Raw genomic sequence first — 24,293 nt, forward strand, 5'->3', positions numbered from 1 at the left:
GATGCGAACGGGTTAAGCCCCGGTCCGGGGCGCGGCCCGACGAGCGATCAAGACCATCGATACCCTCTCCGCGAAAGCCATGTCGAAAATTGGACACCATCCGGATAATTCAAGTCAAGAGGCATGAGCGGCGCGCCTGGCGAGCTTGGGACGTGCATGAACGCCACAATGCCCGCCCCGGTTCCGGCGATGTAAAGGCTCTGCGATTTTGGGAGGAGACGCGCGATCTCGGATGGCATCATCGGTTCGAAAACGCCGACATGCAAACACAGATCGGAAATGCGCCGCACTAGGAAGTTCGATGCGGTCGCTCGTGATGAAATGAAAACGTACAGAAGAACGAAGAAGCGATCGGATGCCGATCAACCAGGCGAAAACCGCCGCAACGCCGGCACTTGCCGGCGTCTAATGTTCGTCGATCAGCCGACGACGCCGCAAACCATGGCCACGACGAACAGGAATGCCGCCGTGAAGATTGCTCCATGGAGCACAGTTTGAAGCCTATGGCGTGTGGTCAGCGGCTTCTTGGCCCCTACGGAACCGTACTGGTTCACGTGAGCATGCGAAATACCCAGATCTGCCATATGTCGCCTCCGTTGTTTTTAAGCGGCCGGTTGTGCGGCTCGCGTTGATATTCTTATATTCTCTATCAAGTAGGTAGAGATAAATTTCCGTCCAGAGCGAACGAAAGAGAAAATTCAACCAGCCCTTTTAGCAGCTCGCTTTCTTAGCAGCCCACTCTTTAGCAGAGCGTGCGCCATGCCCAGATCCACGAACGCTCGACGCTGTCCTCGGCCTGAGAGGGGTTGGCGGGGATCTCGATCAAGCGACGATCCTTTTCCGCAAGAATGGAGGCCGAAACCTGTACCCGGCGATCGGCTTTAACGGGAGGATCGAGGTAGCCCATGGTCATCCCACCGAGAAAGAACATGCCTCAACCTCCATCGATCACGAAAGCTAACAATCGTTAACAGGATCATGACAGAAGCGGGGCAGCTGTCAATAGTCTAGTTGAATGGTCGTCTTTTAGGGAAATCTTATCCTTAACGCCGCCGCTGGTCTTTTCTTTTCAACGGGTTGAAAAGACAGGCTTTCAGGGTTTGACGAACCCCTTGCTGGCGATCATCAAATTTCTCGTGTAGTCCTCATGAACCGCACCTTCCGCCAGTTCCCGGGAGCTCAGCCGCTCGACGACGGCGCCGTTGCGCATCACCGCCAGCCTTTCGCACATGTGGGTGACGACGCCGAGGTCATGGCTCACCATCACGAAGGTGAGCTTGCGGTCGCGCCGGATCTGCTCCAGCAGGTTCAGCACCTCGGCCTGCACCGAGGCGTCGAGCGCCGAGGTCGGCTCGTCGAGCAGCAGGATCGACGGCTCGACGATCAACGCCCGGGCGATTGCCACACGCTGCCGCTGGCCGCCGGACAGCTGGTGCGGATAGCGGAAACGGAAACCATTGCCGAGGCCGACCTCGTCGAGCGCGCGTTCGATGCGCCTCTCGCCATCGGCAATGCCGTGAATTACAAGCGGTTCGAGCAGAAGCCGGTCGATGGTCTGGCGCGGATGCAGCGAACCATAGGGATCCTGGAAGACCATCTGCACGCGGCGATAGAAGATTTTGCTGCGCTTCGAACCCTTCAGCGCTTCGCCATCGATGCGGATCGCCCCGCTGCTGATCGGCGCAAGGCCGGCGACAGCCCGCAACAAGGTCGATTTTCCCGAGCCCGATTCACCGACGAGGCCAAAGGATTCGCCGCGTTCGACCGCAAGGCTGACATCCTTCAGCGCATGAAATTCATCGTAGACGACGCTGAGATTGTCGATCTCGAGAGCTGCGCTCATGCCGCCCACTCCGGCTTGCGGTCGAGCACCGGCAGCGGATGACGGTTCGAGCCGATCTCGGGCATGCAGTTCAGCAGCCCTTGCGTATAGGGATGCTGCGCATGTTTGAGATCGGCGGCCGCGAGCTCCTCGACGATCTTTCCGGCATACATGACGATCACCCGGTCGCAGAAGGAGGAAACCAGCCTGAGATCATGGGAGACGAAAATCAGCCCCATGCCGCGGTCAGCCACCAGCCTGTCCATGATTCTGAGCACATCGAGCTGCACCGTCACGTCGAGCGCCGAGGTCGGCTCGTCGGCGATCAGCAGTTCGGGCCCGGCAATCAGCATCATGGCGATCATCGCGCGCTGCCCCATGCCGCCCGAAACCTCATGTGGATGCAGGTCGAAGACACGTTTCGGGTCGCGGATCTGCACCGCCTCCAGCATGGCGAGCGCCCGCTCGCGCGCCTCCGCCTTGCCGAGTTTTTCATGCGTGCGCAGCGTTTCGCAGATCTGCCGCCCGATCGTCATCACCGGATCGAGCGAATATTTCGGATCCTGCAGGATCATGGCGATACGCTTGCCGCGCAGCCTTCGCCTTTCGCCGGCGGAAGCCTTGAGCAGGTCGATGCCGTTGAAATCCAGCCTGTCGGCGGTGACGATGCCATGTTTCGGCGTCAGCCCCATGATCGCCCGGCCGGTCTGCGACTTGCCGGAACCGGATTCGCCGACGATGCCGAGCCTTTCCTTGCCGAGCGTGAAGGAGACGCCGCGCACGGCCTCGATCACGCCGGTGCGGGTGGGATAGCTGACCTTGAGATTGTCGACCGTCAGAAGTGTCGTCACTGGCCAGCCTCCTTCGGATCGAGCGCGTCACGCAGGCCGTCGCCGAGCAGGTTGAAGCCGAGGCTGACGATGAGGATGGCGATGCCGGGCATCGCCGCGACCCACCATTGATCGAGGATGAAGCGCCGTCCCGAGGCGATCATCGCGCCCCATTCCGGCAGCGGCGGCTGCGCCCCAAGCCCGAGGAAGCCGAGACCGGCCGCCGTCAGGATGATGCCCGCCATGTCGAGCGTCACGCGCACGATCAGCGAGGAAATGCAGAGCGGCATGACATGGCGCACGATGATGCGCAGCGGCGAGGCGCCCATCAGCTTCACCGCCGAGATATAGTCTGAGCGCCGAACCGTCAGCGTCTCGGCGCGGGCGATGCGGGCATAGGGTGGCCAGGATGTGATGGCGATGGCGATGATGGCGTTCTGGATGCCGGGGCCGAGTGCCGCGACGAAGGCGAGCGCCAGCACCAGCTTCGGAAAGGCCAGGAAAATATCGGTGATGCGCATCAGCGTCGCATCGACCCAGCCTCCGGCATAGCCGGAAACCGTGCCGACGATCAGCCCGATCGGCGCCGAGATGACGGCGACGAGCACGATGACGAGCAGCGTCAAACGCGATCCGTAGATCAGCCGCGAAAAGATATCGCGGCCCTGGTCGTCGGTGCCGAGCAGGTATTCAGCCGTTCCCGGCGGCAGCAGCCGCGCATTGCGCAGATCGCCGACGACGGGATCGTGGGTGGCGATAAGATTGGCGAAGGCGGCGATAAAAAGCAGCGCGATGATGATCAGCAGGCCGACGACGGCAAGCCGGTTGGCCGTGAACTGCCGCCAGGTGACATAGGCGCGGCCGAGACGGGCCTGCAGGCGCGATTGCGGCCTGTCGGACAGCAGCCATTCGCGGCGGCTCATCGCAGGAGATGGGCTGGCGGGAGCGGTCATCGGTTTCGCGTCCTCGGGTCGAGCGTCCGGTAGAGAAGATCGGACAGAAGGTTGATGCCGATGAAAACAGTGCCGATGACGATGGTGCCGCCGAGCACGGCGTTCATATCGGCATTCTGCAGCGAATTGGTGATATAGAGCCCGATGCCCGGCCAGGAGAAGACGGTCTCGGTCAGCACCGATCCTTCCAGCAGGCCGGCATAGGAAAGCGCGATGACGGTGACCAGCGGCACGGCGGCATTGCGCAACGCATGGCCCCAGATCACCCGCGTTTCCGAAAGCCCCTTGGCGCGCGCGGCAACGATATATTCCTGGGAAAGCTCGTTCAGCATGAAGCTGCGCGTCATGCGGCTGATATAGGCGAGCGAGAAATAGCCGAGCAGCGATGCCGGCAGGATGATGTGGCGGAAGACGTCGTAAAAGACATCCCATTGTCCCTGCCAGGCGCTGTCCAGCAGATACAGGCCGGTGATCGGCGTGAACGTATATTCGAAGACGATGTCGATGCGGCCGGGAAATGCCACCCAGCGCAGTTGCGCATAGAAGATGACGAGCGAAATCAGCGCCAGCCAGAAGATCGGCACCGAATAGCCGACGAGGCCGACAACGCGCACGACCTGGTCGGCGATGCTGCCGCGGCGCACGGCGGCGAGAACGCCGAGCGGCACGCCGACGAAAGCGCCGATCAGCGTTCCGAGCGTCGCAAGCTCGATGGTCGCCGGCAGGACACGGCGGATATCGACCATGACGGGATTGGTCGTCAGCACCGAATTGCCGAAATCACCGGACAGAATGCCTTTGATATAGATGAAGAACTGCTGATAGAGCGGCAGGTTGAAGCCCATTTCCTGGCGCACCCGCTCGACGACATGGTTGGGGGCGCGGTCGCCGAGAATGGCGAGCACGGGATCGATCGGCACGACGCGGCCGATGAAGAAGGTGACGGCCAGCAGGCCGAGATAGGTGGTGACGGCGGCAAACAGGAACCGCCCCAGGGCCTTTGCAAAGGCCCTGGCACGGCCCTTTCGGGGCCGCGCCTCTGACGTCGTTTCGACGGTGCTCAAGCGATCGATCCTGCCGGACTATTCCTTGGCGATCGGACCGACGAAATTGGTATCGAAGCTCGGACCCAACTTGAAGTCCTTGAGGTTCTTGCGGTAACCGGCCACTTCGGTCTGCTGGAAGATAAAGACGAAGGGGCTGTTTGCCAGGTATTTCTTCTGGATGTCCTGATATATGGCGGCGCGTTTGGCGGCATCACGTTCGAGAAGAGCTGCCTTGGCTTCCTTGTCGAGCTCCGGCGCCTCCCAGGTGTTGCGCCATGCGAGCGTCTTGACCGTGCCGGCATCGGAATTGTCGGGATTGCCGGTAAAGGTATCGGCGTTGGAATTCGGATCGAAATAGTCCGAACCCCACTGGCCGATATACATATCATGTGTGCGGGCGCGGTATTTGGTCAGCGTCTGCTTGCCGTCACCCGGGATGATTTCCATCTTCACGCCGGCCTGCGCCAGCGTCTGCTGCATGGATTCGGCGATACCGGTCACCGGCTGGCTGTTGCGCACGTCCATGGTGATCGAGAAACCGTCGGGCACGCCGGCCTTGGCCAGCAGTTCCTTGGCCTTGGCGACATCGAGCTTGTAGGGATTTTCGTCGAGCGCGCCGAGCTGGCCCTTCGGCAGGAAGGTCTGGTGGATTTCGCCGATACCCTTGATCAAGGTCGCGCCGATCGCATCATAGTCGACCAGGTATTTGAAGGCTTCCTGCACCTCGGGCTTCTTCAGGTTCTCGTTCTTGTTGTTGAGGCTGACATAATAGATCGTGCCCTTCGGCGCACTCGTCGTCGCGAGATCGGCATTCTTCGAAACGGCGTCGATGTCGCCAGGCTCGAGGTTGCGGGCGATATCGATATCGCCGGCTTCGAGCGCCAGCCGCTGGGCCGAGCTTTCCTTCATGTAGCGGTAGATGACGCGGTTGAGCTTTGCCTTGTCGCCGTAATAATTGTCGTTGCGCTCGAGAACGACCACTTCATTGGCGCGCCATTCGCGCAGCTTGAAGGCTCCGGAGCCGGCATAGCCGGTCTTCAGCCATTCATTGCCGAAATCATTGTCGTATTTGTGCTCGGCATCTGGTGTTACCGCCTTCACATGGTCCATCACCAGCTTCTTGTCGACGACGGAGGCAACCGTCGCCGTCAGGCAGTTGAGAACGAAGCTCGGCGCATAGGCCTTGTCGACGGTGAAGACGAAGGTGCCGGCATCGGCCGCCTTGGCCTTTTCGGTGACGTTGTCGCCGGTCAGGCCGAACTGGGTGAGGATGAAGGCCGGGCTCTTGTCGAGCTTGACGGCGCGCTCGAACGACCAGGCGACATCTTCGGCGGTGATCGGGTTGCCGGAGGCGAATTTCATGCCCGACTTCAGCTTGAACGTATAGGTCAGACCGTCGTCGGAAACGCTCCAGCTGTCGGCCAGATCGCCCTTGACCTTGGACGTGTCGTCCATGTCGAGACGGACAAGCAGGCTGTAGCTGTTGCTGGTGATTTCGGCGGTCGAAAGCTCGAACGCCTCGCCCGGATCCATCGTGATGATGTCGTCGATGGCAAAGCCCTCGACCAGCGTATCCTTGGGCGTCTCGGCGAAGGCGGAGGGTGCGGTCATCATCAGGAGCGAAAGCGCAGCTCCCGTGGAAAGCATGCGGAAATTGCGGCTGAGCTTGGTTATCATCATGGTCAGTTCCCCCTGTTTTGATTGATTACGAAGCGTTTTGTCGGTCCTGCCTCATTAAAACTATTGTCCATTCCTGGCGCGTCCAGAGGCGCGCAACGTTTTAGGCGTCGTCCTCCCTCCAGGCTTGTGCGAGGATGCGAAGCCAATTTTCACGGGCAAGTTTCGTGAGATCGGCTTCACCATAACCAACCTCCCTGAGAGCGGCAATCAGCTTCTGATTGCCGCTGGCATCGCCGATTTCCTCAGGAATTGTGGCCCCGTCGAAGTCCGATCCGAGGCCCACGCAATCGATGCCGATGCGGTTCACCAGATAGTCGATATGGCGGATCATGTCGGCAAGCGGCGTATCGCTGTCCGAGCGGCCGTCGGGACGCAGCATGGCGGTGGCATAATTGATGCCGACGAGCCCGCGGCTTTCGCGGATCGCATCGAGCTGCCTGTCGATCAGATTGCGCGCGACCGGCGTCAGCGCATGGGCATTGGAATGGCTGGAGACCAGCGGCTGGTCCGTCGTCTTCGCCACGTCCCAGAAGCCCTTCTCGGTGATGTGGGCAAGGTCGATCACGATACCGAGGCGATTGCATTCCCTGACCAGCGCGAAACCGGCATCGGTGAGGCCGGGCGCCGTGTCCGGCGACATCGGGAAGGCGAAGGGCACGCCGTAACCGAAAACGTTGTGCCGGCTCCAGACCGGCCCGAGCGACCGCAGCCCGGCTGCGTAGAAGACTTCGAGCGCCGCAAGATCGGCGCCGATCGCCTCGCAGCCTTCCATATGCAGGACGGCGGCAAAAATATCGTCCGCCATGGCGCCGCGAATATCCTTCACCGTCCGGCATAGCCGCCAGGCGCCAGCCTGGTCGAGCCGCAGCGCGATCGCCGCCATTTCAGTGGCGATGGCAAGGGACGGCAGCGGATCGAGAGGCGCCGCCATCGGCGTGATATAACGGCCATCGGCATCCGGATCGGCAAAGACCAGATCGCCGGAGGGAATATAGATGGCGCAAAGACCGCCCGAAAGGCCGCCCTCCCTGGCCCGGCGCGCGTCGATATGCCCGACCGTCGTGCCGTCTGCAAATTCCGCGATCGGATCGCTGCCGTCTTTTGAATGTGTCCAGAGTCGAAGGAGAACGTCGTTGTGGCCGTCAAATACGAATTGCATCTGTCTTCCTGCGCTGCCCGAGCGGGAAGACCAGAATAGAAAAGCTGACGGAATTCGCCACCTCTTTTTTATAAATCCGTTCTCGCGCTCTAAAAACGGAACGGGGGCCGAAGCCCCCGCAAAAACAATTCGGATCGCACCACCTGAGATCAGTGCTTGCGGCGCTTCTTCTGGCGGTAGACGTCGATGACCACAGCCGCAACGATGATCAGACCTTTGACGATCTCCTGGTAATAGGCGTCGATCCTGAGGAAGGTAAAGCCCGAGGTCATGACACCGAGGATGATGGTGCCGATGACGGTGCCGGTGATGCGCCCGACGCCGCCGGTGAGCGAAGTGCCGCCGATGACGGTCGCGGCGATCGCATCGAGTTCATATCCGACGCCCATGCTGGCCTGCGCGGTTTCCGCACGTGCCGCCGTGACGATACCGGCAAGGCCGGCGAGCAATCCGGCAATCACATAGACCTTGACGAGATGCGCCTCGATGTTGATGCCGGAGACGCGGGCTGCCTGCGGGTTGGCGCCGATGGCATAGGTGAACTTGCCATAACGGGTGTAGCGCAGCGCGATATGAAAGATCAGCGCGACCACCAGGAAGACGACAACCGGCCAGGCCTTGGTTCCGATGAAGTGAAACTGCTCGGTGATCCCGGAAACCGGCTGTCCCTTCGTATACCACTTCGCCACACCGCGGGCCGAAACGAACATGCCGAGCGTTGCGATGAAGGGCGGGATTTTCGTGTAGGCGATAAGCGCGCCGTTCGCGAGACCGGCCGCCGCCCCGATCAGCAGGCCGACCATGATCGGCACGACAGCCGGCAAATCGGTCAGCGAGGGAAATACCGCCCGTCCCCAAGTGGACGACTGGGCGAAGCTTGTCGCGATCATCGCCGTCATGCCGACGACCGAGCCCGAGGAAAGATCGATGCCGCCGGTGATGATGACCTGGGTGACGCCGACGGCGATGATGCCGATGACGGAAACCTGCAGGATCATGATCGTCAGACGCTGCGAATTCATCAGGAAGCTTTGGCCGATGAACATCCAGCCGAGTGCTTCATAGATGAGTGCTATGCCGACGAGCACGAGGAAAATGCTGAGCTCGGTCGGTAAACGCCGCCGCCTTTGCCGGGTTGCGAGCGGAGCCGCGCCCTCTGCTGCCTTGGTACTCATGTCAAACCTCCCTTGGGCGATCGCCGACGGCGCATCACTGCGCAGCCAGTTCCATCACCTTGATCTGCGTTGCTTCATCGCGATTGAGGAAACCGGTCACGCGCCCCTCATGCATGACCATGATGCGGTCGCTCATCCCGAGAACCTCGGGCATCTCGGACGAGATCATGATCACCGCCACGCCGTTTCGCGCCATGTCGGTGACCAGCCGGTGAATTTCCGCCTTGGCGCCGACATCGATGCCGCGCGTCGGCTCGTCGAGGATGAGGATCCGCGGATTGGTGAGCAGCCAGCGCCCGATCAGCACCTTCTGCTGATTGCCGCCCGAGAGATTTTCCACCCGCTCGTAGAGATTGGGCGTCTTCACCCGCAGCTTTTTTGCCATGTCTTCGCAGGTCGCCTCGATGGCGCCCTGCTGCACGAAGCCGCCCTTGACATATCTGTCCTGGAGCACGGCGATCTGCATGTTCTCGAGAATATCGAGGATCAGCAGACAGCCGGTGTCCTTGCGGTCCTCGGTCAGGAAGGCCATTTGATGGCGGATGGCCTCGGTCGGCGAAGAAATCGTCACCGGCTTGCCGTAGAGCTCGATCGAACCGGAGCTTGCCGGCGTCACGCCGAACAATGTTTCGGCGACATTCGACCGCCCGGACCCCACAAGGCCGGCCACGCCGAGGATCTCGCCCGCCCTCACCTCGAAGGAGACGTTCTTGAAGACGCCGTTGAGGCAGAGATCCTTGACCGAGAGCATGACCTCGCCGATCGGCACCTCTTCCTTCGGGAACATCTGGGTGATCTCGCGCCCGACCATCATCCGGATGATGTCGTCGCGGGTGACGTCGGTCGAGGCATGCGTGCCGATATAGCGGCCGTCGCGGAAGACCGAGAACTCGTCGGCGATTTCGAACAGCTCGTTCATCTTGTGGGTGATGTAGACGATGCCGATGCCCTGCGCCCTCAGGTCGCGGATGATGCGGAAGAGGTGCTCGACCTCACGCTCCGTCAGCGCCGAAGTCGGCTCGTCCATGATCAGCACGTCGGAATTATAGGAAACCGCCTTGGCGATCTCGACCATCTGCCGGTTGGCGACCGACAGGTACCGGACCTCGATATCGGGATCGATGTCGATATTCAGCCGGGCAAACAGCTCTTCGGTCATGCGATGCATCACGCCGTGATCGACGAAGCCGAAGCGGTTCTTCGGTTCGCGGCGGATCCAGATGTTTTCGGCGACCGTCATGAACGGCATCAGGTTCAGCTCCTGATGGATCATGGCGATGCCGTTCTCCAGCGCGTCGAGCGGAGATTTCAGCTGGATCTCGACGCCTTTCAGGCGGATATCGCCTTTGTCGGGTATGTAGATGCCGGCGAGGATCTTCATCAGCGTCGATTTGCCGGCGCCGTTTTCGCCCATCAGCGCATGCACCGAGGCGCGCTTCAGCCGGAACTGCACGTCGTCGAGGGCGACGACACCCGGAAATTCCTTGCGAACGCCTTCGGCGCTCAACAGATATTCCGCATTCGGAACTGCGCCGCTCGCACGCACGGCGGCCATGGTTGTCGGGCTGACGGCCATATCATCTCCTCCGGATACGGACAGGCGGAAAGGATGCGGGCTTAGCCCGCATCCCGTCTGGCGTTCGCCTCAGTTCTTGGTGACGAAGTCCTTGACGTTTTCAGGCGTGACGAGCTGGAAGGGAATATAGACCTTCTTCTCGACCTTTTCGCCCTTGACGATTTTCAGCGCCGTATCGAGCGAGCCCTTGCCCTGGCCGGCGGCATCCTGGAACACCGTGACGTCGAGGTCGCCGGCCTGCATGGCGGCAAGCGCGTCCTGCGTGGCGTCAACACCGCCGACGACGACCTTGGTCATATCCTTGCCGGCTGCCTTCAGCGCCTGGATGGCGCCGATCGCCATTTCGTCGTTGTTGGAAATCACGGCGTCGAATTCGATGCCGCTGGAGAGCCAGTTGGTCATCAGGTCGGCGCCCTGGGTGCGATCCCAGTTGGCCGTCTGCTCTTCGACGATCTGCAGGCCCTTGCATTCATCGGTCTTGACGACGTCATGGACGTCCTGGGTGCGCATGCGCGCAGCCTGGTTCGACAGCTCGCCCATGATGACGACGGCCTTGCCCTTGCCACCGAGAATGCGGCAGATTTCCTTGGTTTCCAGCGTGCCGGATTCCTGCTCGTTGGATGCGACGAAAGCCTGCTTCTCCGGCAGCGTGTCGACATTGACCGGCTGGCGGTTGACGTAAACCAGCGGAATGCCGGCATCGGCGGCGAGCTTCGACATCGCCGTCGTCGCATCGGTATCGACAGGGTTGACGATGATCGCATCGACCTTCGAGGCGATGAAATTCTGGATCTGGCTCTGCTGCTTGGAAACGTCGTTCTGCGCGTCTTCGACCTGCAGCGTGACGCCGCTCAGCGTCTTGGCATAATCGGTCATGCCGTTGCGCAGAACGGTCAGAAAGTTGTCGTCGAATTTCGCCATCGAAACGCCGACGGTTTCTGCGTGAGCGACCGTCGACATGACGAGCGCCATCGCAGTGCCCAGGATAAACTTTTTCATTTTCACTTCCTCCACAGATGGTGCCCGGCTACACCCTCCTCACGCCGGAGCTCCAGGCATTTGCCCTGAAGCCGCAATTTTCTCGCCGCCTCTCCTGCGGCGCTCCGTGTAAAACGGAACAAACAAACCGTAAAATTTGTTCTTCGGAATATTCATTCCATTTTCTGGGAACGACGTCAAGCCTCTTTAGCGGCGACGAGATAGCGATAAAGGCGCAATGCCGCTAAGGTCACGACCGGCGCCCGCATTGCCTCTGTTGTGAAAGACCAAGGCCGCCTCCATCTATGGAGGGCTCGAAGACAAAGCCGCGGCCGCAGGCGTCTTCGATATCCTCGACGCGGCCGGTCATTTAAAGATTTTGGAGACAGGACAGATGTCCATTTCGATCTATCGCCTCACCGTTCCGATGTTTCAGCGCGGCCTCGCCAGCCTGAAAACCTATCTCGACAAGGCGGAAGCCTATGCGAAGGAAAAGAATATCGATCCCGCCGTCTTGGTCGCCGCGCGCCTTGCGCCCGATATGCTGCCGCTCTCCGGCCAGTATCAGCGCGCCAGCGACAGCGCCAAATTCACCCTCTCCAGGCTGACCGCCACCGACGCCCCGAAGTTCGAGGACAATGAAAAAACGTTCGACGAGCTGCGCGAGCGCCTGGCAAAGACAGAAGCCTATCTCGCCGGCTTCTCTGAGGAAGCGCTGGAGGGCACGGAAACGCGTGAAATCACCCTGCCGGGCAAGAGCGGCATCGTGCTTCCGGGCGCCGACTATGTCACCACCTTCGCCCTGCCGAACTTCTATTTCCACGTGACGACAGCTCACGCCATCCTGCGCAACCAGGGTGCGCCGATCGGCAAGCGCGATTATCTCGGCTGATCGAATTATGAGGGCCGGCGCGTCACCGGCCCTTTTTCCGTCAGCTCGGTATAGGCAAGCGTCTGATCCAGATGCCGCGCCCTCAGCGACAGCAGTCTTTCGGCATAGCCGAGCCGGATCGCCGCATAGGCGGGATCGCCTGCGATATTGTCGAGCTCCATCGGATCGTCGCTGAGATTGAAGAGCAGCGGCGGCAAGGCGGCAAAATGCACATATTTGAACTGCGCATCGCGGATCACCGCGAGATTGCATTCGTTCGACGTGAGCCCGAAATACCGCTCCGCCTCGCCCCCGGCGATATCGCGGAAATCGAATTCCCAGAATGCCGCGTCCCGCCAGCCCCGTCCGCTCCCACCGTTGACGAAGGGCATCAGCGACCGGCCGTCGAGCCCGTTCTTCGCTTGGATGTCGAGCCTTTCGCAAAGGGTCGGAAAAATATCCGCAGCACTGGTGAAACCATCGACAATGCCGCCGGCGGCACCGCTTGCCGGATCGCGAATGACAAGCGGAATATGATAGCTGCCGTCGAAGAAGCCGCCCTTCCCCAGTGTCCAGTGATCGCCGGCCATCTCGGCGTGGTCGGAGGTGAAGACAATAAGCGTATCGTCCCAGGCACCGGCATCCTTCAGGGCCTGCCAGATCCGGCCGAGCTGCGCATCGACCTCTGCTATCATGCCGTAATAGATCGCCCGGATCGCAGCGAAATCCTCGCCGTTCCAGTCACTGAGCGGTCCCGTTGCGCCGTGGATGAAGGCGCCCTTGCCGGTGCGCGGCATGGCATAGGCGAGATAGGGATGACTTGCCTCTTCCGTTTGGGCGTTTGCCGCACGCGCAAAAGCCGGCCCCTCACCCTGCCTGAACATCCGGTTGAACGGCTCCGGCACGGAAAAGGGTGGATGCGGACGCAGGAACGAGACATGCGCGAACCACGGCCTGTCCTGTTCGCCCAGCCAGCGGATGAACTCGCCGGCCAGGAAAGCCGTCTGGGTCTCCTCGCTGGAATAGGCCGGCGCCGCATCGGAAATGTCGCCGGCTTCCGCGCCGACGGGAATATGGATGTCGCGGCTGACGGCATCCGTCTGGCCGCGGGATCTGAGCCAGGAGAGCCATTGTCTTTCATGCTCGGGCAAAAGCTGGCGTGCGGTAAAGCCCGGCAGCACGCCTTCATAACTCGTCAGATGCGGATCATTGGCATCCAGGCTGCGCGGATCGGGCGCCGTGTCGGTATAACCGAACAGCGTCGGGTCGTATCCCGCCCGCCGGGCCGCCAGCGCCAGATTGTCGAAACGGGCATCGAGCGGTGAACCGTTGCGGCAGACGCGGTGGTTCATCTGGTAGAGGCCGGTATAGAGCGTGGCCCGCGCCGGCGAGCAGGGGGCTGCCCCGGCATAGTGCCGCCGAAAGAGCGTTCCCTGGCGCGCCAAGGCATCGACATTCGGCGTTTTCACACAAGCATGACCGATGGCCGACAGGCAGTCGCCGCGCCACTGATCGGCCGTGATCAGCAGAATGTTCGGCCGGCGCGTCTTCTCAATTCTGGGCTCAATGCTGGTTGGATTTTGCATGCCAGTCCCAGGCGGAGCGGATGATCTGGGAGAGATCATACTGCGGCACCCAGCCGAGCACATCGCGCGCCTTGTCGTTATTGGCGACCAGCGTATGCGAATCGCCTTCGCGCCGGCCGATATACTCGACCGGGAAAGGCCGGTTCGACACATCCTCGATCGCCCCGAGCAATTCCTTGACCGTCGTGCCGGTGCCGGTGCCGAGGTTGAGCGCGACGGACTCGCCGCCCTTCAACAGATATTCGACGGCGCGCACATGCGCATCGGCAAGATCCAGCACATGGATATAGTCGCGCACGCAGGTGCCGTCGCGGGTCTCGTAATCGCTGCCGAACACCTTGAAGCCCTGGCGGCGGCCGAGTGCCGCGTCGATCGCCAGCGGGATCGCATGCGTCTCCGGCTGGTGCCATTCGCCGATCCGGCCTTGGAAATCAGCACCCGCCGCATTGAAATAACGCAGCACAACCGAGCGCAGGCTCCTGTACTGGTCGTAATCGGCGAGCGCCTGTTCAACGATATATTTTGTCCGCCCATAGGGGTTGATCGGCACCTGCCGGTGCGTCTCGTCAAGCGGCACGCTCTGCGGCAAGCCGTAAGTGGCGCAGGTGGAGGAGAAGACGAAGGCGTTGATGCCGGCCGCCTGCGCCGCCGACAGCAGCGTCAACGTGCCGATGACATTGTTCTCATAGAAGGAAACCGGATCCTTGACCGATTCGCCGACCTCGATCAGCGCCGCGAAATGCAGGATCGCCGCCGGCTTGTGTTTGGCCAGCACCTCGTCCAGCCGAGCGCGGTCGCGAATATCGCCTTCCTCGGCCGGTCCCCATTTGACGAACTCGCGATGGCCGTTCGAAAAATTGTCGAAGACGACAGGCTTGTAGCCCTTGTTCGCCAGGTCGAGACACGTATGCGAGCCGATATAACCGGCGCCGCCGACCACAAGAACCGTTTCACCTGCCATGCACCACCCTTATTATTAGCGAGAGATGAAAGAAACCTAGACGAGATACACGTCAATAAAAAGAAGGAATTGCGATAGGCGCGAACGGTCAATACGTCAAACGCCGAACTGCTCCGGCCGCTTACGAATTGTGCCGGATCGGCGATCGGTGAATTATTCGCGTGATTTGCATAACCGCCCGTTTTAAGGGGCTTTACCACCATGTGGCAGCCAGGGAGCGCGCGAATGAGGAAGGCTTTGGTCGTTTGGGGCGGCTGGCAAGGCCATGAGCCGGAACAATGCGCTCATATCGTCGCCGACCTCCTGCGCGAGGACGGCTTCATGGTTGAGGTCACCGGCGATCTCGGCATATTCGGATCGCCGACGCTGGCGAAAGCCGATCTGCTGGTGCCGATCATCACCGGCGAAACGCTGGAAAAACCCCATGCGAGCGCCTTGGTCGAAGCGGTGCGCGGCGGGCTGGGCCTTGCCGGCCATCACGGCGCGCTCGCCACCTCTTTCAAGGAAAGCGCACCTTTCCGTTATGTCTCCGGCGTCACCTGGGTCGCCCATCCCGGCAATATCATCGACTTCCGCGTCGCCGTCACCCGCCAGGACGATCCGGTCATGGAGGGCATTCCCGACTTCGACTACCGGTCGGAGCAATATTATCTGCATTATGATCCGACTGTCGAAGTCCTGGCGACCACCACCTTTACCGGCGCTTACGATCCGGCCGCCCGCAATGTCGTGATGCCGGTCGTCTTCAAGCGCCATTTCGGCGCCGGCCGCATCTTCTATTCCGCGCTCGGCCATGTCGCCGCCGAATTCGACCATCCCTACATGCCCCTCATCCTGCGCCGCGGCCTGAGCTGGGCCGCCCGCCGATAGATTTGGGAAGGGCCGCGAAAGGCGGCCGCTTGCCGACCGACCGCCCGCACCATAATTTGCCGGCATGCAGGCTCGTTTCTCTTTCGTCCCCGCCACAGCCGACCGCCTGGCCGATATCGAAGCGGTTTTCGATGATTGCGCCGACGCCCGCAATTGCCGCTGCGCCTACTGGTATCTTCCGAATGCCGACTACAAGGCCGGATGGGGCGAAGGAAATCGCAGCTGGTTTCGAGGCCTTGTCGCCCAGCCGCGCCCGCCGGGCATTCTCGCCATTCACGAGAACGAGCCGGCCGGATGGTGCGGCGTGGCGCCGCGCATCGTCTTCGACCGGCTGCGCCGCTCGAAACCCTTTGCCCCGGTCGACGACAGGCCCGTCTGGTCGATCAATTGCTTCGTCGTCCGCAAACCGTTTCGGCGGCAGGGACTGTCGCGCCTTCTCCTGAAACATGCCGTCGAATTTGCAAGGGCAAACGGCGCCGAATGTCTCGAGGCATACCCCGTCGACCAGATTCGCCCATCAAGAGTGGGCGACCTCTACCCGGGAACGCTCGCCATATTTCTTGATGAGGGTTTCGTCGAAGTGGCAAGACGCCTGCCCACAAGACCGATCGTCCGCCTGGAATGCCGCTGAATATCCGGGGAGCGGCCGGCGCCTAACGGGCCGCCTTTAATTGCCGGTCGTCGTCGACGCCGGGAGCCGCCTCGTCATAGACGCGCATCAGCCGCCCGGCCGCCTTCAGCTTCGCGATGAGATCGTTTCCATCGGGCGAGGCCTTCGTCAGCTCCAACTGCTCGAACTCCCTCAGCGCCTGCGCCCAATGGCTTTCCCCGCGCCCATCCGGCCTGCCTTCCGATTCCCATAGCGAATAGGCGCGCTGGCTGACCCAGGCGTCTTTATTATGACTCATGACAAACCCCAGCCGAAAAATTTGGAAGCAAATATCGATAGGCAACAAGGTGCCAAAGCGGGCTTTAGGAGTCGTTACGAGGCAGCGTTATTTTTTAGCTAACAGCCATGATTCGACGAGACTAACCGCCGATAAAGTCATACGAATTCGCGGTAGAAGCGCTGCTTTACCGCCGCCGCGCTTAGCATCTTGGATTGACGTGAGCACCGAGATACTGTCGGTCTGAAACGATAGCGACGGTCCATGGCAGCAAAGACAACTCTCAACGCGAAAAACCTGGAAACCCTCGGCGCGCAGCGTCTCGCCGAACTGCTGATCGAGATCAGCACGGGCAGCGCTGCCCACAAACGGCGGCTTCGCATGGAGCTGGCCGGCGATCAAGGCAGTGCGGAAGTGGCTCGTGAGATCCGCAAGCGTCTCGCCAGCATCGCGCGGGCACGAACCGTCATCGAATGGCACAAGGTGAAGAAGATCAACGCGGACCTCGAAACGCAGCGATCCGCGATCGTCACCGTCGTGGCCGCCGATGATCCGAAGGAAGCGTTCGATCTCATCTGGCAATTCCTTACCGTTGCCGATTCGATATTCCACCGATCCAACAGCAACGACATCGCCTTCACCGAGACGTTCCATCAGGCATGCGCCGATGCCGGCGTCATCGCCAGGTCGGCGGGGATCGGTATCGATGTCCTCGCCGACAAGGTTTTCACAGCGTTGCAGGACAACGACCACGGCCAATATGACCCGCTGATCGCCGAGATGGTTCCGGTGCTTGGTAAGGACGGCCTGGAACGTTTGAAGGGCCTCCTGGTGCAATGGTTAAACGAAGAGGAGGAGGAGTCTGCCGACGCCGACCGGAAAATTCTCGACTGGGGCGGCGGCGGAACGACCTACCTGGACGAGATCTATGCCAGGCATCGGCAACAAAGGGCGCGCATCGCTCTGCAGGACATTGCCGATGCCCAGGATGATGTCGATGCCTTCATCGCCCAGCAGCCGGAAGAGACCTTAAGGGCGCCGATGGTTGCGACCGCGATTTCCGACCGCTTACTCCTAGCTGGACGCGCTGAGGAAGCATTGAGGATTTTGGACGGCGTCGATCACCGGTTCGAAACGCCCTTTGAATGGCAGGAAGCCCGCGCCGAAACGCTGGAAGCACTCGGACGGGGGGAGGAAGCGCAGGCCTATCGATGGCAATGCTTCGAGCAGTCGCTGAACGGGGAGCACCTTCGCGCTTTCGTGCGAAAACTCGCCGACTTCGACGACATCGAAGCCGAGGAAAAAGCATTCGCCTTCGCGCACGGCTTTCCGGATGTTCATCGAGCCCTTGCCTTTTTCCTTGCCTGGCCCTTATCGGCCGAAGCCGCGAAACTCATCTTCAAGCGCCAGGCGGAACTGGACGGCAATCTCTACGAACTGATGACGTCGGGCGCCGAAATGCTGCAGGAGAAACACCCGCTCGCGGCAACAATCCTGTTACGCTCGATGATCGGCTTCGCCCTCGATTACGGCCGATCCAGCCGTTACAGGCATGCCGCGCGCCACCTGGCGGAATGCGCATCGCTCGCGCCTCATATCGACGATTTCGGCAGCGCCCGGCCTCACGACGCCTATGTTGCCGAGCTGAAGCGCCAACATGGAAATAAGCATGGCTTCTGGAGCCTGCTGCGTTAGGCAGAACAGCCCCCAACGAAAAGGCACGCCGATCCGCTGACTTGGGGCAACGGCCCGCGCATCTTCGAGGCCTTCCTCGAGCCGACCTGCCCTTACTCGGTCAGGGCGTTCGGCAAGCTCGACGCCCTTCTCGATCAAACCGGCAGAGACAAGATCACCATAAAGATCCGTCTGCAGTCACAGCCCTGGCACATGTATTCCGGCGTCCTCGTCCGCTGCATCATCGCGGCCTCGACGCTGGCAGGCGGCAAGGAGACGGCAAAGAAGGTCATGGCCGCCATCGCCGCGCATCGGGAGGAGTTCGAGTTCGAGCACCATGCCGGCGAGCCGAACATGGATGTGACGCCGAACCAGATCATCGAGCGCCTGGAAGGCTATAGCGGTGTGTCGCTGAAGGACGCCTTCGCTATCCCGGATCTCGACCGGGAGATCAAATGGCACTGCAAATATGCCCGGCAAAACGGCATCCACGTCTCGCCGACCTTTATGATCGACGGGCTGGTGCAATCGGATATGGGCAGCGGCGATGAGGTTGCGGCCTGGGTGAAGAAGGTGCTGGGGCACTGACGCCGGCTATGTTGACGGGCTAAAATCGCAATCGCTGGCGCCCCGGAAGCTTATGGCGGAGAGGGTGTCCGCCATACCCCCGTCTCACAGTGTATCACACCGTGCAAGTTTGGCGTTTTGTATCAATGGCTTAGCTTGCCACCCATATTGGCTTGTTCCAGGTTATCCACTATCATCTCCGCCAACAGCTAGGGTGAAAGTTAGGGTGAGATGGCAATCTCGTTGAACAAGTTAACGGCGCGCACCGTCGCCAGCATTACCAAACCCGGTCGTCATAGCGACGGCGGGAACCTGTATCTTTTTGTGGAAGAAAACGGGCGCAAGCGGTGGGTCTTCATGTATCGGAAAAACGACCGGCAGCGTGAGATGGGTTTGGGCGGGATCGATACCGTCTCTCTAGCAGCAGCCCGCGAGCTAGCAGCCGATGCACGCCTGAAGCTACAAGCCGGCATCGACCCCATCGACGCGCGGAACGCTTCGTCAATCGAGGTGCCGACGTTCGGGGACTTCGCCGACGAATTTATCGAGGTGATGAGGCCGCAATTCCGGAATGAGAAGCACGTCGAGCAATGGAAGATGACGCTTCGTGAATACGCGAAGCCACTGCGGCCGAAGCCGGTCGACCAGATCACTGTGGACGATGTCTTGAGAACGCTGCAGCCGATCTGGCTCACGAAATCGGAAACCGCCTCCCGCACGCGTGGCCGTGTCGAACGGGTACTAGACGCCGCCAAGGCCAAAGGGTTCCGGTCCGGCGAGAACCCCGCGATTTGGCGCGGCAACCTGTCGAACCTGCTACCCAAGCGGAAGAAGCTCGCACGCGGCCATCACGCCGCCCTGCCCTATGCCGAAGTGCCGTCCTTCATCGGCCGATTACGGCAGCGGAAGGCCACGGCCGCCCGCGCGCTGGAATTCACTATCCTCACGGCGGCGAGATCCGGCGAGACTTTTGGCCTGCTATGGAAAGAGATCGACCGGAAAGCCGGGATCTGGACGGTGCCGGAAGGCCGCATGAAGGCTCATCGCGAGCATCAGGTTCCGCTTACCCCACGCGCCCTGGCGATCCTCGACGAGATGGCGCTGTTCGGAGAAGATCCGGACGCATACGTCTTCCCCGGCCAGAAGCGCGGAAAGCCGTTGTCGCCGACGGCTATGGAAATGCAGTTGCGGCGGCTGAAGGTTGACGTCACGACCCACGGCTTCCGGTCATCGTTCCGGGACTGGTGCGGCGAAGAGACATCCTTTCCTCGAGAGATCGCGGAAGCCGCGCTTGCCCATGTCGTCGGCGACGAGACGGAACGCGCCTATCGCCGCGGCACGGCACTGGAGAAGCGCCGCCGGTTGATGACGGCGTGGGCGAACTACTGCGAGCCTGAGACCAGCAATGTCATTCCGCTGAAACGACGCGCAGGGGCTTAGAATGGATCGTCGACCGATATTCGCGCTAGCCCTGATGGCGCTCGCAGGTTGCCAGTCTGGCGCCGATCATCAAGCGCAGATCGACGCGATGCTTGATGGCCGACTGGCGCAATACAGCGGCCGGCCTATCAGCGAGTTTATGTCGGCCACCGGCATGACCCCGGCTGATGCGTACCCGGTCAGCGATGGCCGGGTGTTCGTCTTCAGAACCACGCCGGTCTATATGACGCTGCCGGCGACGAACGTGACGCCGGCCGTCACGCGCGCCGCGCAGTGCCAGCTGCTGGTGCGAACCACAAATGAGAGCAAGGCTTCGGGCGCCGATGCCTGGACAGTTCGTGCAACACAGCGCAGCGGCGCCTGCAACAACGTGCCATTCTGATAAATACCAAACTACGGCGGTCTTCCTAGAATAGGTTCGTCCCCGCGACGGTGATTGCGCGATCCGCCGGATTGACAATTTTCATCTACAATCGAAGATTTCAGCCTCGCAATATTTAACAAGCTGAGTCGTATGCCCGAGAACGAAGATGAAGATATCGGCCTAGCGGTCGACTGGAGCACTCATGGATTCAAGGCCAAGATCAAGAGCCGATTTATGTCTGCACTGGATCGACTGGGAGCGACCAGATTAATTGCATCGAGTAACCCACTTGACCGTAAGAACGCCATTGGGAGCGCACTGACTGGCTCATACGTGTCTCTAATAAAGGTCGCGAGCCAGACGATCGAAAACCAGGTTGAGCAGGATCCGAGATTGGCGGCTAAGCTGCTTATGTCTCTCAGTCGCGCGGAGAAAGAGGCAGAGAATATCGATGCGTCGCTGGAATTCGCACTCCAGGATCTTCGTAATAATCCGGAATTGAGCGATCAGAGCGACAAAGCAGCTGATACGATGAATGCCGAAATGGTGAACCGCTGGGGGCGATATGCCGGCGAGGCAACTTCAGAAGCGGTCAGGGAAAAATGGGGTAAAGTTCTTGCTTCTGAAATACGGGCTCCGGGGACATTCTCGCACCAAACCCTTCGAATAATCGACGAGGTTGACCCGGACATCGGCAGGATTTTTGAGAAATTGTGCCAAAATCGCTTTACCTCGTGGGTACCCGTAGTTACGGCGGGTGTGTCGGCGCACGAGGTGGAGGAAATGCAACATGCGGGCCTTCTATTGCACCAGGAATTCTACGCGTCGGTAGCCTTCAGTAATACTACAAGGTCTAGTGACGAGAGCGATTGGTGGATAATAGGTAATGAGGAACGGTCGGTAGCTGTCAGCAAAGCCGCTCCAGCACCTTCCGCCAAGCTGTTCGCCAGCATAGATGACATGAGGGTCGAAAACGGAAACCTGAGAATAAATGTCTTTTCGCTCACGCGGGCGGGCCGAGCGATTGCAACGATCATACCTCAAGATCGTGCCTCGGCAGTCAAGCGCTTGGCATCTGCTCTGGTGCCGATATTTGGTTCTGATAACGTTGTCGTTCTCAAAAGGAACGACGACAATTCACTAAGCGAGGACAACGAATGGGCACCGCCTTGAAACCGCTTAGCTTGCGGCGGTCGCCAGACCAAGTTTTCTGTCGAGATGTTCGTTTAGCGCTACGATCTTCAGTCGTGCGACCGTAATCATATGCTCGGGTCCGAGCTCATTGGCGGTGTCTATTATCAACCGGGTTAAATCGCGGGCGATCTCGACAAGCGGTCTGACCGCCGGGTCAACATGCAGCTTTTCCGCAATTCCGTAGTTGGCCTCCGGCGCCGCTGCAAACTGTCCGAACCGAATTATCGCTCGATCTCGAGGCAATGCTTCCCTAGGCTTAAAGACCGAACTGACAATTCTGCCATCGCTCGCGGAGCCCGTGACAAAGTTCACATTGCTGAAGTTGTTGTTGATCAGGTCTGCGAGCGTCTGGATATGGTTTTCGAGCGTTCTCTCCTCCTGTTCGCGACGCCGATCAGCATCTTGCGCCTTTAACAAGTTGGTCTGCAGACCAATGAACTCAGCTTGGCGCCTCGCCTCTTCGGCTTGCTCCTGCATCACTTTTCGGTTTTCTTCAAATTCGCGCCTGGTCAAACGCAGCTCTTCTCGCTGCTCCGCGAGTTCCTGAGACTGTATCCACACGGCAGCGACCAGCCAAGTAAACGCGATTGGAGCGAACACGCCGGCTATGAAAGTCCCCCAATCAGAGGCTGTCATACAGGAGTATGTGCCTGCTGCCGGGCAATTGCCCTTATATGCAAACCAGCCTAGTAGGAACGCGCATATCAACAGAGTTCCCGTTAAGCACCCCGCAATCTTCAGCGTCAAGCCGCGCCCCGGCGCCCGTAATCCAGTATCTCTTTGCATGCATTGCCCCTAAACTTTATGCCGTTAGCGCCGCCGCGTGTAGCCACGAACATAGGTCCCGTTCTTTCTGTAGTAGCCGCGCACATAGACGCTTCCGCCATAGCTCGGCGTCGGCCTGGCCCACGATGAATATCCATCATAGCCGCCAGGTCGAGAAGCTGCGCTGCGTGCACCGCAGCGGCGGCCCGCGGCATCGAGGCTTTCCGGCATCGGGCAGTTGCCCGTGTAGACGCGCGTTGACGGACTATAAACGCTCGAGCCAGCGTATGCCGGAGTAGCCGATCCGCCCGCCATACCAGATCCGGGCGACACCGACGCCAAAGAAGCCGGCGCAGCGGGAAAGTCGTCATTTACCGAAGTCAGCACTGTTGGCGCGGCGCGGCCAAACGCCAAATTGCCCTTCGACCCGTCGGCCAGGCTCACGGTGCCGGTTCCGCTCATGCCGTCTGGCGAGCGCAGGACGTTGATGGTGCCGTAACGGCCATCGGAGCAACGCACCGGCGCCGAGATCATGGGCCGCGTGTCGAGGGCGTCGTAATTGCCACTGCAGGAAATATCGCCATTCGGCGTCGAGACCTGGAATATGCCGCCGCTGATTGCCGCGGTCGTTGTGCCCATCAGCGCCTGGCCGTCGTTCATCTTGACTGCGGCCGGCAGCGTAACCGTTCCGCATCCCGCCAGTGCAAGCGCCGCCAAAACGGCCAGCGTCATCTTCAGTTTCATGATGGTTCCCCCAACCAGTGAGGGAACAATGAAATCAACCAGAAGGGGAGTCCATAGCACCACTGGACCTTATTTGGCATTTCCCGGAGTTATTCACTTCGGAATTGTCGTGCGTCTGGCAGCTGGTCAAATGAAGGCTAGTTGCGCCGAGGCGGAAGCAAGAGGTTCGGCTGGCGGCAACAAGACGATCCCGTCGTCTGCCAGCGGGCGCTGCAGTTTGCACGCCTCTTCCCAAGGTGCAGACAGCCAGATCTCGATTTCGTCGCGGTCGGCAAGGATCACCGGCATCGCCTTTTGATGGATTGGCGCAACCACCGCATTCGGCTCCGTGGTGAGGAAACCGAACAGGTCGGTCGTGATCAACCCTTCCTTGATCTTCCGCACGCTCGCCCACTGCGGCACCCACAGCCCAGCGAAGAACATAAGAGGCTCGCCTGGCGCGCCGAACCAAGCATTCGGCGTCCTGCCGCCATCCGGCTTGTTGGCCGGGTCCGGCTCGGCAAAGCGCGTGAATGGAACCACACAGCGGTTCTCGACGCCAAGCCAGCGCTTCCAGTGCTTGCTGCTCACGTTGCGGACGTTCGTCGTGCCGCCATCCGGCTCCATCTTCAGCAGCTCATCGAAGTCGACAGGCTTCCCCTTCTTGCGCAGTCCGTCAGCGCGTTTGGTCGCTGCATCGAATAGAGCCTTCGAAGAGCTTGGCAGTCCCCAGCGGACGTTAGCGAGTTCTCGGCCCGCCGGCGTATTGCGGACGATCGGCGCCAGCCGGTCTGGCCAGATCTCTTGCTGCGGCTCCATATTGCCGGTGCTGTCGATCATCGCCCGCGTGATTGCTCGGATGGCCTGCTGGTTGCTCATCATCCGGTATAAATTGCACACATCACCCTCCCTCGGCGTCCACACGCCTTTTCTGCTCACTTCGTCCGTGTCGATGAATTGACCGTTCCAACGGTCCCTGAATTGCATCGCAGCTTCGCGACTTCCGAAACAGAAAACAAGGTACTGATCCCATCAGACCGAAGCGGAATAGAATTTGGAAGACCGGTCTATGGCCAGCGCGGAGCTGATTATCTCGCCTCGCTGGCGGAAGTGGTAAGCATGTTCGCCGGAATTATAGTTCTCCCAAAAGATGATCACGTGATGGGGCAGAA

Annotated in this window: 25 protein-coding genes; 8 read left to right on the forward strand and 17 right to left on the reverse strand. The window is 60.4% G+C overall.

Annotated elements, in window-relative coordinates; translation table 11 throughout:
• Positions 1-419 precede the first annotated feature (419 nt).
• From CO657_RS36815 to CO657_RS19715, 11 genes are all read right to left on the reverse strand, one after another.
• A complete protein-coding gene (locus CO657_RS36815) occupies positions 420-584 on the reverse strand; it encodes a hypothetical protein (protein WP_164918678.1) in 165 nt (54 codons plus the stop codon).
• Positions 585-742: 158 nt separating this feature from the next.
• A complete protein-coding gene (locus tag CO657_RS19670) occupies positions 743-931 on the reverse strand; it encodes a hypothetical protein (protein WP_054182340.1) in 189 nt (62 codons plus the stop codon).
• A 162-nt stretch (positions 932-1,093) separates the two neighbouring features.
• On the reverse strand, positions 1,094-1,843 hold the full coding sequence (locus CO657_RS19675; protein ID WP_054182339.1) for an ABC transporter ATP-binding protein: 750 nt from the start codon (positions 1,841-1,843) through the stop codon (positions 1,094-1,096).
• Positions 1,840-2,673, reverse strand: a complete 834-nt coding sequence (locus tag CO657_RS19680) for an ABC transporter ATP-binding protein (RefSeq protein WP_003589622.1) — start codon at positions 2,671-2,673, stop codon at positions 1,840-1,842. The genes CO657_RS19675 and CO657_RS19680 overlap by 4 nt, the downstream gene beginning before the upstream one ends.
• The gene (gene nikC / locus CO657_RS19685) at positions 2,670-3,605 is read right to left on the reverse strand and encodes a nickel transporter permease (RefSeq protein ID WP_012559333.1); all 936 of its coding nucleotides are present in this window, start codon (positions 3,603-3,605) and stop codon (positions 2,670-2,672) included. The genes CO657_RS19680 and nikC overlap by 4 nt, the downstream gene beginning before the upstream one ends.
• Entirely contained in the window at positions 3,602-4,669 is a 1,068-nt protein-coding gene (locus tag CO657_RS19690) for an ABC transporter permease (protein WP_003589620.1), read from the reverse strand. Before CO657_RS19690 ends, nikC begins: the two co-directional genes overlap by 4 nt.
• 18 nt (positions 4,670-4,687) lie before the next feature.
• Positions 4,688-6,331, reverse strand: a complete 1,644-nt coding sequence (locus CO657_RS19695) for an ABC transporter substrate-binding protein (RefSeq protein ID WP_003589619.1) — start codon at positions 6,329-6,331, stop codon at positions 4,688-4,690.
• A 100-nt stretch (positions 6,332-6,431) separates the two neighbouring features.
• Entirely contained in the window at positions 6,432-7,490 is a 1,059-nt protein-coding gene (locus CO657_RS19700) for a dipeptidase (protein WP_054182338.1), read from the reverse strand.
• A 149-nt stretch (positions 7,491-7,639) separates the two neighbouring features.
• Entirely contained in the window at positions 7,640-8,665 is a 1,026-nt protein-coding gene (locus CO657_RS19705) for an ABC transporter permease (RefSeq protein ID WP_054182337.1), read from the reverse strand.
• Positions 8,666-8,699: 34 nt separating this feature from the next.
• Positions 8,700-10,241, reverse strand: a complete 1,542-nt coding sequence (locus CO657_RS19710; protein WP_054182336.1) for a sugar ABC transporter ATP-binding protein — start codon at positions 10,239-10,241, stop codon at positions 8,700-8,702.
• Positions 10,242-10,310: 69 nt separating this feature from the next.
• Positions 10,311-11,240 carry a sugar ABC transporter substrate-binding protein gene (locus CO657_RS19715; RefSeq protein ID WP_054182335.1) on the reverse strand — a complete coding sequence of 310 codons (930 nt, stop codon included), beginning with the start codon at positions 11,238-11,240 and terminating at the stop codon, positions 10,311-10,313.
• Positions 11,241-11,613: 373 nt separating this feature from the next.
• Between CO657_RS19715 and CO657_RS19720 the strand changes: the two genes are divergently transcribed.
• Positions 11,614-12,111 carry a DUF1993 domain-containing protein gene (locus CO657_RS19720; protein WP_054182334.1) on the forward strand — a complete coding sequence of 166 codons (498 nt, stop codon included), beginning with the start codon at positions 11,614-11,616 and terminating at the stop codon, positions 12,109-12,111.
• A 5-nt stretch (positions 12,112-12,116) separates the two neighbouring features.
• On the opposite strand, the gene CO657_RS19725 is transcribed toward CO657_RS19720, so the two are convergent.
• On the reverse strand, positions 12,117-13,676 hold the full coding sequence (locus CO657_RS19725) for an alkaline phosphatase family protein (protein ID WP_054182333.1): 1,560 nt from the start codon (positions 13,674-13,676) through the stop codon (positions 12,117-12,119).
• Positions 13,654-14,637 (reverse strand): UDP-glucose 4-epimerase GalE, encoded by a 984-nt coding sequence (galE, locus tag CO657_RS19730; RefSeq protein WP_054182332.1) that lies wholly within the window; start codon positions 14,635-14,637, stop codon positions 13,654-13,656. Before galE ends, CO657_RS19725 begins: the two co-directional genes overlap by 23 nt.
• A gap of 225 nt (positions 14,638-14,862) precedes the next feature.
• On the opposite strand from galE, the gene CO657_RS19735 reads away from it, so the two are divergent.
• Positions 14,863-15,507, forward strand: coding sequence for a ThuA domain-containing protein (locus tag CO657_RS19735; RefSeq protein WP_054182331.1), 645 nt, complete (start codon positions 14,863-14,865; stop codon positions 15,505-15,507).
• Between the two features lie 64 nt (positions 15,508-15,571).
• Complete coding sequence (locus tag CO657_RS19740; RefSeq protein WP_054182330.1) at positions 15,572-16,138, forward strand: GNAT family N-acetyltransferase; 567 nt, start codon at positions 15,572-15,574, stop codon at positions 16,136-16,138.
• Between the two features lie 22 nt (positions 16,139-16,160).
• On the opposite strand, the gene CO657_RS19745 is transcribed toward CO657_RS19740, so the two are convergent.
• Entirely contained in the window at positions 16,161-16,415 is a 255-nt protein-coding gene (locus CO657_RS19745; protein ID WP_003589609.1) for a DUF2934 domain-containing protein, read from the reverse strand.
• Between the two features lie 243 nt (positions 16,416-16,658).
• Between CO657_RS19745 and CO657_RS19750 the strand changes: the two genes are divergently transcribed.
• From CO657_RS19750 to CO657_RS19770, 5 genes are all read left to right on the forward strand, one after another.
• A complete protein-coding gene (locus CO657_RS19750) occupies positions 16,659-18,089 on the forward strand; it encodes a DUF6880 family protein (protein ID WP_054182329.1) in 1,431 nt (476 codons plus the stop codon).
• A 36-nt stretch (positions 18,090-18,125) separates the two neighbouring features.
• The gene (locus CO657_RS19755; RefSeq protein WP_054182328.1) at positions 18,126-18,656 is read left to right on the forward strand and encodes a DsbA family protein; all 531 of its coding nucleotides are present in this window, start codon (positions 18,126-18,128) and stop codon (positions 18,654-18,656) included.
• 210 nt (positions 18,657-18,866) lie between these two features.
• On the forward strand, positions 18,867-20,075 hold the full coding sequence (locus CO657_RS19760; protein ID WP_054182327.1) for a tyrosine-type recombinase/integrase: 1,209 nt from the start codon (positions 18,867-18,869) through the stop codon (positions 20,073-20,075).
• Between the two features lies 1 nt (position 20,076).
• Positions 20,077-20,457 carry a hypothetical protein gene (locus tag CO657_RS19765; RefSeq protein WP_054182326.1) on the forward strand — a complete coding sequence of 127 codons (381 nt, stop codon included), beginning with the start codon at positions 20,077-20,079 and terminating at the stop codon, positions 20,455-20,457.
• A 132-nt stretch (positions 20,458-20,589) separates the two neighbouring features.
• On the forward strand, positions 20,590-21,612 hold the full coding sequence (locus CO657_RS19770) for a DUF2806 domain-containing protein (protein ID WP_054182325.1): 1,023 nt from the start codon (positions 20,590-20,592) through the stop codon (positions 21,610-21,612).
• A 6-nt stretch (positions 21,613-21,618) separates the two neighbouring features.
• Here CO657_RS19770 and CO657_RS19775 read toward each other — a convergent pair whose 3' ends face one another.
• The 3 genes from CO657_RS19775 to CO657_RS19785 form a co-directional block, all read right to left on the reverse strand.
• Positions 21,619-22,380, reverse strand: a complete 762-nt coding sequence (locus CO657_RS19775) for a KIAA2012 family protein (RefSeq protein WP_128715569.1) — start codon at positions 22,378-22,380, stop codon at positions 21,619-21,621.
• Positions 22,381-22,443: 63 nt separating this feature from the next.
• Positions 22,444-23,142 carry a hypothetical protein gene (locus CO657_RS19780; protein ID WP_054182323.1) on the reverse strand — a complete coding sequence of 233 codons (699 nt, stop codon included), beginning with the start codon at positions 23,140-23,142 and terminating at the stop codon, positions 22,444-22,446.
• Positions 23,143-23,268: 126 nt separating this feature from the next.
• The gene (locus tag CO657_RS19785) at positions 23,269-24,021 is read right to left on the reverse strand and encodes an SOS response-associated peptidase family protein (protein ID WP_054182518.1); all 753 of its coding nucleotides are present in this window, start codon (positions 24,019-24,021) and stop codon (positions 23,269-23,271) included.
• Positions 24,022-24,293 lie beyond the last annotated feature (272 nt).

Origin of the sequence: Rhizobium acidisoli (assembly GCF_002531755.2) — a bacterium.
GTDB lineage: Bacteria > Pseudomonadota > Alphaproteobacteria > Rhizobiales > Rhizobiaceae > Rhizobium > Rhizobium acidisoli.